An 11,729-nucleotide genomic window follows, 5' to 3' on the forward strand; every position below is an offset into this window, starting at 1 on the left:
CCGCGACGGCCCGGAGCACCCGCCGGGTGCGCAAGAATGCCTTCACCGACCACCGGGAGCTGATCGTCCATGACCGACCTGCCGACCTCGCCCGCGCCCGTCCCCGAGCGCCGGCTCGCCGTCCTCGGCACGGGCGTCATGGGGGAGACCGTCCTCGCGGGCGCGCTCGCGTCGGGCTGGGACCCCGCCGACGTCGTCGCGACGGTCCGCCGGCCCGAGCGCGGCGAGGAGCTCGCGGCGCGGCACGGGGTCCGGACGACGCAGGACAACGTCGAGGCCGTGCGCGGCGCAGGCGTCGTGGTCGTCGCGGTGAAGCCCAAGGACGTCGCGGCGCTGCTCGCGGAGGTCCGCGACGCGGTGGGCGCGGGGACGGTCGTGGTGAGCGTCGTCGTCGGGCTGCCGACGGCGTTCTACGAGGACCGGCTGCTGGCGGGGACCGCCGTGGTGCGGGTCATGCCCAACACGCCGTCCGTGGTGGGCGCCGGGGTGAGCGCGGTGAGCGGCGGTGCCGCGGCGAGCGACGACGACGTCGCGCTCGTCGAGCGCCTGCTGTCCGCGACGGGGCTCGTCGTGCGCGTCGCGGAGAAGGACCAGGACGCGGTCGGGGCGCTCTCGGGCTCCGGCCCGGCGTACGTCTTCTACGTGATCGACGCGCTCGCCGAGGCGGGCGTCCTGTTGGGGCTCACGCGCGCGACGGCGCTCGAGCTCGCCACCGCGACCGTGCACGGCGCGGCGACGATGCTGCGCGAGACCGGGGAGCACCCGGCGATCGCGCGCGAGAAGGTCTCGTCGCCCGGCGGCACGACGGTCGCCGCCCTGCGGCGGCTCGACGCGGGCGGCGTGCGCGCCGCGTTCCTCGACGCGCTCGAGGCCGCGCGCGACCGGTCGGCCGAGCTCGCCGCGGCGCTCGCGGCGGCACCGGCGCCGCGCCCGGAGGCCGGGGGGGACGAGCGGTGAGCGACGGCCCGTCCCCCCGCACGCGCCCGCCCGCGATGTCGGACGTCGCGCGCCTCGCCGGGGTGTCGCACCAGACGGTCTCGCGCGTGCTCAACGACCACCCGAGCGTGCGACCCGAGACCCGGGACCGCGTCCTCGACGCGATCGCGACGCTCGGCTACCGGCGCAACAGCGCGGCGCGCGCGCTCGTCACGATGCGCTCGGGGACGATCGGCGTCGTCACCACGGGCTCCGCGCTCTACGGGCCGACGTCGACCCTCATCGCGGTCGAGGAGGCGGCCCGCGAGCAGGGGTACTTCGTGAGCGTCGCGACGATCCGGCGCTACGACGCGGACACGATGCACCGGGTGCTCGAGCACTTCATGGACCAGGGCGTCGAGGGCATCGTCGTCATCGCGCCGCAGACCGACGTCGCGGCGGCGGTCGACTCGTTCCGGGCGCCGGTGCCGGTCATCATGATCGCGGCGCGCGACCACCCGGGCGAGGGCGAGCCGGCAGACGTCGTGCGTCCGGGCGCCGGGGCGCTCGGGGCGCCGGGCGCGATCCTCTCGATCGCCGTCGACCAGCGGCTCGGCGCGCGGCTCGCGACCGAGCACCTGCTCGGGCTCGGGCACGCCACCGTGCTGCACCTCTCCGGCCCGCTCGACTGGTTCGACGCGCGCGAGCGTGAGACGGGCTGGCGGGCCGCGCTCGAGGAGCAGGGGGCGCCCGTGCCCGAGCCCGTGCGCGGCGACTGGTCGTCGGACCGGGGATACGCCGTCGGGAAGGAGCTCGCCGCGGCGGTGCGCGCAGGGGACGGGCCGACCGCGGTCTTCGCCGGCAACGACCAGCTCGCGCTCGGTCTGCTGCGCGCGTTCTGGGAGCAGGGCGTGCGCGTCCCGACCGACGTCTCGGTCGTGGGCTTCGACGACGTGGCGGGGGCCGGGCACTTCATCCCGCCGCTGACGACGGTGCGCCAGCCGTTCGGCTCGCTCGGTCGCCGGTGCATGGGCATGATGATCGACGCCCTGTCCGGCGCGACCGTCCGGCCCGTGTCGATCCCGCCCGAGCTCATGGTGCGGGAGAGCACCACGACGCCGCGCGGCTGACCCGCAGCGCTCACGAGGGCCCGTGCCGGGGGAGTTGGCCTCGCCGGTTGTGAGCGCTAACATTCGAGCAGGAACTCAACGACCGAGGCGCGACGCCGCGACGAGGAGAAGCAGCAATGGTGCAGCAGGACGAGGTCGGCCGCCGTCGGGCGGCCGTCGTGGCAGGGGAGACCGCGCTCGGGATCGAGCTCGGGTCGACGCGGATCAAGGCGTGCCTCGTGGACGCGGAGGGCACGCCGCTCGCGAGCGGGAGCCACGCGTGGGAGAACCGGTTCGAGGACGGCACGTGGACATACCCGCTCGACGCCGTCGAGGCGGGGTTGCGCGACTGCTACGCGCGCCTCGTCGACGACGTCGAGGAGCGGTACGGCGTGCGTCCCACGACCTACGGCGCCCTCGGCGTCTCCGCGATGATGCACGGCTACCTCGCGTTCGACGCCGACGGCGAGCTGCTTGTCCCGTTCCGCACGTGGCGCAACACGTCGACCGGCCCGGCCGCCGCCGAGCTCACCGAGCTGCTCGGGTACAACGTCCCGCTGCGTTGGTCGGTCGCGCACTGGTACCAGGCGATCCTCGACGCCGAGCCCCACGCGGCGCGCGTCGCGTCGCTCACGACGCTCGCCGGGTACGTCCACCGGCGGCTCACGGGCCGCCACGTCCTCGGGGTCGGGGACGCGTCCGGCATGTTCCCGGTCGACCCGTCGACGCGCGACTACGACCACGCACTCCTCGCGCTCGTCGACGAGCGCGTCGCGACGCGCCGGGACGGGCCCAAGCTCGCCGAGCTCCTGCCGGACGTGCTCGTCGCGGGCGCGGACGCGGGCCGGCTCACGGCCGAGGGCGCCGCGTGGCTCGACCCGTCGGGCACGCTGACCCCCGGCGTCCTGCTCTGCCCGCCCGAGGGCGACGCCGGCACGGGCATGGTCGCGACGAACGCCGTCGCGCCGCGGACCGGCAACGTCAGCGCGGGCACGAGCATCTTCGCGATGGTCGTGCTGGAGGGCCCGCTGGCCGGTGTGCACCACGAGCTCGACCTCGTGACGACGCCCGCGGGCGACCTCGTGGCGATGGTCCACTGCAACAACGGCGCGAGCGAGCTCGACGCGTGGGCGAGCCTGCTGGGCGAGCTCGCCGCGGCCGTCGGCTCCGACGCGAGCCCGGACGACGTGTTCGGCGCGCTCTTCCGTGCCGCGCTGGACGGCGACGCCGACGGCGGCGGCCTGCTCGCCTACAACTACCTCGCCGGCGAGCCGATCGCGGGCCTGGACGAGGGCCGGCCGCTCGTCGTGCGCACGCCCGGCAGCCGCCTCACGCTCGCCAACTTCGCCCGCACGCAGGTGTACGGCGCCTTCGGGACCCTCGCGCTCGGGATGCGCGTCCTGGCGGGCGAGGGCGTCCGGCTCGACGGGATGCTCGCGCACGGCGGAATGTTCCGCACCGCGGGCGTCGCGCAGCGGCTGCTCGCCGCCGCGATCGACGCGCCGGTGAGCGTCGGTCGCACGGCGGGCGAGGGCGGCGCGTGGGGCATCGCGGTCCTCGCCGGCTTCGCACGCGACCGGGCGTCGTCGGGCACCCCGTCCGGGTCGACGGAGGGCGCCGCCGCCCACGACCTCGGCGCGTACCTGCGCGACCACGTGTTCGCGACGGCGGAGATCGAGACCGTCGACCCCGACCCCGTCGACGTCGTCGGCTTCGCTGCGTACCTCGAGCGCTACGCGGCGGGGCTCGCCGTCGAGCGCGCCGCCGTGGCGGCCCTGCCCACCCGCACCGAAGGAGAGGATCCCGCATGAGCACGCCCACCCCCGCCGCGGACGTGGCGGCCGCGCCCGCCGCCGTGACGGCGGTGCCCGCGCACCTGCGCGACGCCGTCGACGCCGCCAAGGAGCGCGTCGCCGCGCTGCACGCCGAGCTCCCGCGGTGGGAGCTCGTCGTGTGGACGGCGGGCAACGTGTCCGAGCGCGTCCGGGACGCCGCGCGCCCCGACGGCTCGGGCGACCTGCTCGTCATCAAGCCGTCCGGCGTCGCGTACGACGACATCACCCCCGAGGCGATGGTCGTGTGCGACCTCGACGCGACGCTCGTCGAGGGCGACCGGTCGCCGTCGTCGGACACGGCGGCGCACGCCTACGTCTACCGGCACCTGCCGGACGTGGGCGGCGTGGTGCACACCCACTCGACGTACGCGACGGCGTGGGCCGCGCGCGGGGAGCCGGTCCCGTGCGTCCTGACGATGATGGCCGACGAGTTCGGCGGCGACATCCCCGTCGGCCCGTTCGCGCTCATCGGCGACGACTCGATCGGGCGCGGCATCGTCGAGACGCTGCGGGACTCCCGGAGCCCCGCGGTCCTCATGCGCAACCACGGGCCGTTCACGATCGGCAAGGACGCGCGCGCGGCGGTCAAGGCGGCCGTGATGTGCGAGGAGGTCGCGCGGACCGTGCACGTCAGCCGACAGCTCGGCGAGCCCACGCGCATCCCGCAGGACGACGTCGACTCCCTCTACGCGCGCTACCAGAACGTCTACGGGCAGCAGCCCGCGCCCGACCGCCCCTGACCCGCGGGCCGCGCCGGCCCCGCGGCCGACCGGCCGCCACCGGCCACCGGCACGACCGCAGCACGACCAGCAGGGACGGGACCGCAGCGGTGCGGCGCCCGCCCCACGACACGAGAGATGGACCGACATGAGCAAGCCCTACGCGGACCGCGAGATCTGGTTCCTCACCGGGAGCCAGGACCTGTACGGAGAGGAGACGCTGCGGCAGGTCGCCGAGCAGTCCCAGGAGGTCGCGCGCGTCCTCGACGCGTCGCCCGACGTCCCGGCGAACGTGGTCTGGAAGCCCGTCCTCAAGGACGCCGGCTCGATCCGGCGCGCGATGCTCGACGCCAACGCGGACGACCGCGTGCTGGGCGTCGTGACGTGGATGCACACGTTCAGCCCCGCGAAGATGTGGATCGGCGGCCTCGACCAGCTCCGCAAGCCGTTGCTGCACCTGCACACGCAGGCGAACGTCGAGCTGCCGTGGGACACCATCGACTTCGACTTCATGAACCTCAACCAGGCCGCGCACGGCGACCGCGAGTACGCGTACGTCGCGACGCGCCTGGGGGTCGCGCGCACGACGGTCGTCGGGCACGTGTCGAACCCGGCCGTCACCGCGCGCGTGGGGTCGTGGGTGCGCGGCGCCGCCGGCTGGGCCGCGACGCACGAGCTGCGCCTGGCCCGCTTCGGCGACAACATGCGCAACGTCGCGGTGACCGAGGGCGACAAGACCGAGGCCGAGCTCCGGTTCGGTGTGAGCGTGAACACGTGGGGCGTGAACGACCTCGTGCGCGCGGTCGAGGAGGTCTCCGAGGCCGACGTCGACGCGCTCGTCGCGGAGTACGAGGACCTCTACGACGTGGTGCCCGAGCTGCGCAAGGACGGCGACCGGCACGCGTCGCTGCGGTACGCGGCCCGGCAGGAGATCGCGCTCGAGACGTTCCTCGAGTCGGTGGGCGCCAAGGCGTTCACGACGAACTTCGAGGACCTGGGCGACCTGCGCCAGCTCCCCGGTATCGCCGTGCAGCGCCTCATGGCCAAGGGCTACGGCTTCGGCGCCGAGGGCGACTGGAAGACGGCGGTCCTCGTGCGCGCCGCGAAGGTCATGGGCGAGGGCCTCCCCGGCGGCGCGTCGCTCATGGAGGACTACACCTACGACCTCACGCCGGGCAGCGAGAAGATCCTCGGCGCGCACATGCTCGAGATCTGCCCGTCGCTCACGACGTCGAAGCCCCGGGTCGAGATCCACCCGCTCGGGATCGGCGGCAAGGAGGACCCCGTCCGCATGGTGTTCGACGCCGACCCGGGCGTGGGCGTCGTCGTGTCGCTCGCGGACATGCGCGACCGGTTCCGGCTCACGGCAAACGTCGTGGACGTCGTGCCGCCGAGCGCGCCGCTGCCGCACCTGCCCGTGGCGCGCGCGGTGTGGGAGCCGCGCCCCGACTTCGCGACGTCCGCCGAGGCGTGGCTGACCGCGGGCGGGGCGCACCACACGGTGCTCTCGACCGCGGCGGGGATCGACGCGTTCGAGGTCTTCGCCGACATCGCGCGCACCGAGCTGCTCGTCATCGACGAGAGCACGACCCGCCGGGGCTTCCGCGACCAGGTGCGGTGGAACCAGGTGTACTACCGGCTCGCGCAGGGCCTCTAGCGCGCCCGGGGGAGCCGTCTGCGCAGGTCCGGGCGTGGCCTCGCGGCCGTGACCGAACCGTGACGGGTGACGGCTTCCCCTCCGCGCGTGTGAGCGCTAACATCGTCTCTCGGGAGGGTGTGAGCGATCACATCCGCAGGTCCGGCGCTCAGTGCCTCGGCAGGCTCCGCGCGGTCGGCACGTCGCAGTGCCGGACGGTGGCCACAACGGTTACCGAACGGTTATGCGGAAAGCCGGGTCGGGGCTTGCGGGAGGGGTGCTGACACCGCTAGACATTGACACAAGCAAACATGTATCAACAAGAGTCAACAGCCCGATGGTGGGCTGGCACGACCCGACGACCCTCGGCACGGCGCCGAGGTCGCATCTCAAGGAGGAGAGCATGTTCAGCACGACCAAGGCGCGCACGCGTCTGACGGGTGTCCTCGCCGGCGTGGCGGTCCTCGCGCTCGCGGCGTGCAGCAGCGGGGGCGGCAGCACGGACGACAGCAGCAACGACGCGGGCGGCGACGGCGGCAGCGGCGACACGATCGTCGTCGGCTTCTCGCAGGTGGGCGCCGAGTCCGGCTGGCGCGCGGCGAACACCAAGTCCATCCAGGACACGCTCACGGCAGAGAACGGCTTCGACCTCAAGTTCTCCGACGCGCAGCAGAAGCAGGAGAACCAGATCCAGGCGATCCGCTCCTACATCGCGCAGGGCGTGGACGTCATCGCGTTCTCCCCGGTCGTCGAGTCCGGCTGGGACGCGGTGCTCGAGGAGGCCAAGCAGGCCGGGATCCCCGTGATCCTCACCGACCGCGCGGTCGACTCCGAGGACGAGACGCTCTACGAGTCGTTCATCGGCTCGGACTTCATCCTCGAGGGTGAGATGGCCGGCGACTGGGTCTCCGAGAACGCGACGGAGCCGATGAACGTCGTCGAGCTCCAGGGCACCACCGGTGCGGCGCCCGCGATCGACCGCAAGACCGGGTTCGAGAACGCCACGAAGGACAACCCGAACGTCACGATCATCGACTCCCAGACGGGCAACTTCACGCGCGCCGAGGGCAAGACGGTCATGGAGGGCTTCCTCCAGGCGCACGACGACATCGACCTCGTCTACGCGCACAACGACGACATGGGCCTCGGCGCCATCGAGGCCATCGAGGCCGCGGGTCTCGTCCCGGGCGAGGACATCAAGATCGTCACCGTCGACGCGGTCAAGGACGGCATGCAGGCGCTCGCCGACGGCAAGATCAACTTCATCGTCGAGTGCAACCCGCTCCTCGGCCCGGACCTGGCGGACATCATCAAGAAGGTCGTCGCGGGCGAGGAGGTCGAGAAGCGCATCGTCGTGAAGGACGAGTCCTTCACGCAGGAGCAGGCCATCGAGGCGCTCCCGACGCGCGAGTACTGAGAAGCGCCGGCGAGCGCTGAGCGGACCGCCCGGAGCCATCCGAGCCCCGCTCGGCACCGCCCCGGCGGGGCCGGTCGACGCCGACCGGCCCCGCCACCACGGACGGGTCGCGCGCCGGGAGAGCACGTCTCCCCGGCGCGCGGCCGACGCACCACCGCCGGCATGCCGACGTCGCCGGCGTCCTGAGGCGCCCCGGGGCCCGGCAGCCCCGCCGCCACCGCTGCACGGAAGGTCACCCATGACTACCGCCGTCCCCGACGGTCGGCCCGTCGTCGAGATGACCGGGATCTCGATCGAGTTCCCGGGCGTCAAGGCGCTCGACGGAGTCGACCTCACGCTCCGGCCCGGAGAGGTCCACGCCCTCATGGGCGAGAACGGCGCCGGCAAGTCGACGCTCATCAAGGCGCTCACCGGCGTCTACTCGATCGACTCCGGTCGCATCGTCGTCGACGGCGCCGAGCACACGTTCTCCGGTCCGGGCGAGGCCCAGGCCGCCGGCGTCTCGCCGGTGTACCAGGAGGTCAACCTCTGCGAGAACCTCTCGGTCGCCGAGAACATCATGCTCGGCCACGAGCCGCGCCGCCTCGGCGCGATCGACTGGCGCAGGACCCGCCGCCGGGCGGGCGAGATGCTCGCCCGTCTCAACCTCGACATCGACCCGGCGTCGTCGCTCGCGGCCCACTCGCTCGCCGTGCAGCAGCTCGTCGCGATCTGCCGCGCCCTCGTCGTCGAGTGCAAGGTCCTCATCCTCGACGAGCCGACCTCGAGCCTCGACGCGGACGAGGTCGCCCAGCTCTTCGCCGTCGTGCGACGGCTGCGCGACGAGGGCGTCGCGATCCTCTTCGTCTCGCACTTCCTCGAGCAGGTCTACGAGATCTCGGATCGCATGACGGTCCTGCGCAACGGGAAGCTCGTCGGCGAGTACGTCACCGCCGAGCTCCCGCGGCTCGAGCTCGTCTCCAAGATGATCGGCACCTCGCTCGAGGTGCTCGAGGAGCTCGAGGAGGCGCCCAAGCGCTCGGTCGCCGACCGCGACGGGACGACCCCGTTCGTCCAGGCCCTCGGGGTCGGTCGCAAGGGCTCGGTGCAGCCGTTCGACCTCGACGTGTACCCGGGCGAGGTCGTGGGCCTCGCCGGCCTGCTCGGCTCGGGCCGCACCGAGCTCGCGCGCCTGCTCGCCGGTGCGGACCGCGCCGACTCCGGCCAGGTGCGCGTGGGCGGCACGCTCGCGCGCCTGCGCACGCCGCGCAGCGCGATGCAGCGCAAGATCGCGTTCTCCTCGGAGCACCGCAAGGCCGAGGGCATCGTGGGTGACCTGACGATCCGCGAGAACATCGTGCTCGGGCTCCAGGCGGAGCGCGGCTGGGCACGACGGCTGCCGAAGAAGCAGGTCGACGAGATCGTCGAGACGTACATCAAGGCGCTCGCGATCCGCCCCGGCAACCCGGACGCCCTCATCAAGAACCTCTCGGGCGGCAACCAGCAGAAGGTGCTCCTCGCGCGCTGGCTCGCGACGGCCCCCAAGCTGCTCATCCTCGACGAGCCGACGCGCGGCATCGACGTCGGCGCCAAGGCCGAGATCCAGAAGCTCGTGGCACAGCTCGCGGGCGAGGGCATGTCGGTCGTCTTCATCTCGGCCGAGCTCGAGGAGGTGCTGCGGCTCAGCCACCGCATCGCCGTCATGCGCGACCGCGTCAAGGTCGCGGAGATCACCAACGACGAGGACGTCACGGTCGAGGACGTCGTCGAGCTCATCGCGAGCGGAGGGCAGGAGTCATGAGCACCACGGCACCCGCCTGGCAGCGCGCCGTCCAGCACCGGCTCTTCTGGCCGATCGTCGCGCTGGTCGTGCTGCTGGCGGTCAACACCATCAACCGGCCGAGCTTCCTGTCGATCCGGCTCCAGGACGGGCACCTGTTCGGCTCGCTCGTCAACCTGCTGAAGAACGGCGCGCCGCTGCTGCTCGTCGCGCTCGGCATGACGCTCGTCATCGCGACGCGGGGCATCGACCTCTCGGTCGGCGCGGTCGTCGCGATCTCCGGCGCCGTGGCGCTGAGCTTCATCGCGTCGTCGCCCTCGCCCGAGAGCCTGACGACGGTCCTGGTCGCCGCGGGGATCGCGCTCGCGCTGTCCTTCGTCCTCGGCGTGTGGAACGGCTTCCTGGTCTCGGTACTCGGGATCCAGCCCATCATCGCGACGCTCGTGCTCATGACCGCGGGGCGCGGCGTCGCGATGCTCATCACGGGCGGCCAGATCACGACGGTCAACAGCGCGCCGTTCAAGGCGATCGGCTCCGGCTTCTGGTTCGGGATCCCCGTCGCGGTCGTGCTCGCGGGCCTGGTGTTCGCCGCGGTCGCGCTGCTCACGCGCCGGACCGCGCTCGGCATGCTCATCGAGTCCGTCGGCATCAACCCGGAGGCGAGCCGCCTCGCGGGCGTCAAGTCCCGGAGCATCATCTGGACCGTGTACGCGGTGTGCGCGCTTTTCGCGGGCCTCGCGGGCCTCATGATCTCGTCGAGCACCATGGCGGCCGACGCGAACAACGCCGGCCTCTTCATCGAGCTCGACGCGATCCTCGCCGTCGTCATCGGCGGCACGTCGCTCGCGGGCGGCAAGTTCTCGCTCTCGGGCACCCTGGTCGGCGTCCTCATCATCCAGACGCTCACGCTCACGGTGACCATGCTCGGCATCTCGCCGTCCGTCACGCCCCTGTTCAAGGCGATCGTCGTCATCGCGGTCTGCCTCGCGCAGTCCCCGAAGGTGCGCGACCTGGTCGCCGCCCGACGACGTCGCGCGGCCCCGACGGCCGCCGCGGCCGCGGAGGTGAGCGCCTGATGTCCGCCGTGCAGACCCCTGCCCCGACCTCGCCCCCCGACCCCCGGGGCGCCGAGACCGCCGCCCCCGGAGGCCCGTCCATGACCGAGCGACTCACGAGCCGCGTCCGCCTCGACCGGCGCTACCTCCCGGTCCTCGGCACGTTCGCGGTGCTCGCGCTCATGCTGGTGGTGGGCGGCAGCCGGTACGAGAACTTCCTCTCGGCCCGCGTCATCTCCAACCTGTTCATCAACAACTCGTTCCTCATCGTGCTCGCGGTCGGGATGACCTTCGTCATCCTCACGGGAGGCATCGACCTGTCGGTCGGCGCGGTCGTGGCGCTCTCGGGCATCACGACGGCGTCGCTGCTCCAGAGCGGGTGGCCCGTCGCCGTCGTGCTCCTCATCTCGGTCCTCATCGGGACCGTCCTCGGCCTCGCGGTCGGGTTGATGGTGCACGTGTTCGACATCCAACCGTTCATCGCGACGCTCGCGGCGATGTTCCTCGCGCGAGGCCTGTGCTACGTGATCTCGCTCCAGTCGATCCCGATCACGAACGAGTCGTTCGTGGCCCTCGCGGGCTGGAGCCAGGAGATCGGCGACGGCTGGCGCATCACGACCGCGGTCATCATCTCCCTGGTCGTCGTCGCGATCGCGTTCTACGTGCTGCACTACACGCAGTTCGGCCGCACCGTGTACGCGATCGGCGGCGGCGAGCAGTCGGCGATGCTCATGGGCCTGCCCGTCGCGCGCACCAAGGTGCTCGTGTACGTGGTGAGCGGCACGTGCGCCGGCATCGGCGGCCTGCTCTTCGCGATGTTCTCGCGGTCCGGCTACTCGCTCACCGGCGTCGGCATGGAGCTCGACGCGATCGCGGCCGTCGTCATCGGCGGCACGCTGCTCACGGGCGGGACGGGCTTCGTGCTCGGGTCCGTGCTGGGCGTGCTCGTGCTCGGCCTCATCCAGACGATCATCACCTTCGAGGGCACGCTGAGCTCGTGGTGGACCAAGATCGTCATCGGCGTGCTGCTCCTGGTCTTCGTGATCCTGCAGCGCGTGCTGGTCGTCAGGCGGAGGTGAGCCGGCGGTGCCGGGTCGGCCCTCGCGACGTCTCCGGACGTCTCGAGGCCGCGGGCCCGGCACCGCGGCCGTCTGCCCGGGCGTCGCGCCCGGGATCACCGGAGCTGGACGGGGGCCGGCACCCCTGGGTCGGCCGGGCACGTGCCCGGCCGGCGGTGTGTCACGACACGACCCTTGTCGAATGTGAGCGTTCACACTAGGCTCG

At 72.8% G+C, this 11,729-nt stretch carries 9 protein-coding genes; all 9 read left to right on the forward strand.

The features are described 5' to 3' along the window. The first annotated feature begins 69 nt into the window (after nt 1–69). Entirely contained in the window at nt 70–957 is an 888-nt protein-coding gene (gene proC, locus ACN9MS_RS04830; protein ID WP_426310970.1) for a pyrroline-5-carboxylate reductase, read from the forward strand. A gap of 35 nt (nt 958–992) precedes the next feature. Further along, complete coding sequence (locus tag ACN9MS_RS04835; RefSeq protein ID WP_426311825.1) at nt 993–2,045, forward strand: LacI family DNA-binding transcriptional regulator; 1,053 nt, start codon at nt 993–995, stop codon at nt 2,043–2,045. 116 nt (nt 2,046–2,161) lie between these two features. Beyond that, nucleotides 2,162–3,835, forward strand: a complete 1,674-nt coding sequence (locus tag ACN9MS_RS04840; protein ID WP_426310971.1) for a xylulokinase — start codon at nt 2,162–2,164, stop codon at nt 3,833–3,835. After that, complete coding sequence (locus ACN9MS_RS04845; RefSeq protein WP_426310972.1) at nt 3,832–4,599, forward strand: L-ribulose-5-phosphate 4-epimerase; 768 nt, start codon at nt 3,832–3,834, stop codon at nt 4,597–4,599. Before ACN9MS_RS04840 ends, ACN9MS_RS04845 begins: the two co-directional genes overlap by 4 nt. A 127-nt stretch (nt 4,600–4,726) precedes the next feature. Beyond that, nucleotides 4,727–6,235: an L-arabinose isomerase gene (gene araA / locus ACN9MS_RS04850; protein WP_426310973.1), complete on the forward strand. Its 1,509-nt coding sequence runs from the start codon at nt 4,727–4,729 to the stop codon at nt 6,233–6,235. A gap of 382 nt (nt 6,236–6,617) precedes the next feature. After that, nucleotides 6,618–7,631 carry an ABC transporter substrate-binding protein gene (locus tag ACN9MS_RS04855; RefSeq protein ID WP_426310974.1) on the forward strand — a complete coding sequence of 338 codons (1,014 nt, stop codon included), beginning with the start codon at nt 6,618–6,620 and terminating at the stop codon, nt 7,629–7,631. Nucleotides 7,632–7,869: 238 nt separating this feature from the next. Next, nucleotides 7,870–9,411 carry a sugar ABC transporter ATP-binding protein gene (locus ACN9MS_RS04860; RefSeq protein ID WP_426310975.1) on the forward strand — a complete coding sequence of 514 codons (1,542 nt, stop codon included), beginning with the start codon at nt 7,870–7,872 and terminating at the stop codon, nt 9,409–9,411. Further along, a complete protein-coding gene (locus tag ACN9MS_RS04865) occupies nt 9,408–10,466 on the forward strand; it encodes an ABC transporter permease (RefSeq protein ID WP_426310976.1) in 1,059 nt (352 codons plus the stop codon). The genes ACN9MS_RS04860 and ACN9MS_RS04865 overlap by 4 nt, the downstream gene beginning before the upstream one ends. Nucleotides 10,467–10,546: 80 nt before the next feature. After that, entirely contained in the window at nt 10,547–11,524 is a 978-nt protein-coding gene (yjfF, locus tag ACN9MS_RS04870; protein ID WP_389279239.1) for a galactofuranose ABC transporter, permease protein YjfF, read from the forward strand. Nucleotides 11,525–11,729 lie beyond the last annotated feature (205 nt).

This window comes from Cellulosimicrobium sp. E-16 (assembly GCF_049913115.1).
GTDB lineage: Bacteria > Actinomycetota > Actinomycetes > Actinomycetales > Cellulomonadaceae > Cellulosimicrobium.

Bases quoted from the DNA above. Each gene is read 5' to 3' on its own strand.
- yjfF (WP_389279239.1), top strand. From the start codon at position 10,547: ATGACCGAGCGACTCACGAGCCGCGTCCGCCTCGACCGGCGCTACCTC.
- ACN9MS_RS04860 (WP_426310975.1), top strand. From the start codon at position 7,870: ATGACTACCGCCGTCCCCGACGGTCGGCCCGTCGTCGAGATGACCGGG.
- ACN9MS_RS04840 (WP_426310971.1), top strand. From the start codon at position 2,162: ATGGTGCAGCAGGACGAGGTCGGCCGCCGTCGGGCGGCCGTCGTGGCA.
- araA (WP_426310973.1), top strand. From the start codon at position 4,727: ATGAGCAAGCCCTACGCGGACCGCGAGATCTGGTTCCTCACCGGGAGC.
- ACN9MS_RS04855 (WP_426310974.1), top strand. From the start codon at position 6,618: ATGTTCAGCACGACCAAGGCGCGCACGCGTCTGACGGGTGTCCTCGCC.
- proC (WP_426310970.1), top strand. From the start codon at position 70: ATGACCGACCTGCCGACCTCGCCCGCGCCCGTCCCCGAGCGCCGGCTC.
- ACN9MS_RS04835 (WP_426311825.1), top strand. From the start codon at position 993: ATGTCGGACGTCGCGCGCCTCGCCGGGGTGTCGCACCAGACGGTCTCG.
- ACN9MS_RS04845 (WP_426310972.1), top strand. From the start codon at position 3,832: ATGAGCACGCCCACCCCCGCCGCGGACGTGGCGGCCGCGCCCGCCGCC.
- ACN9MS_RS04865 (WP_426310976.1), top strand. From the start codon at position 9,408: ATGAGCACCACGGCACCCGCCTGGCAGCGCGCCGTCCAGCACCGGCTC.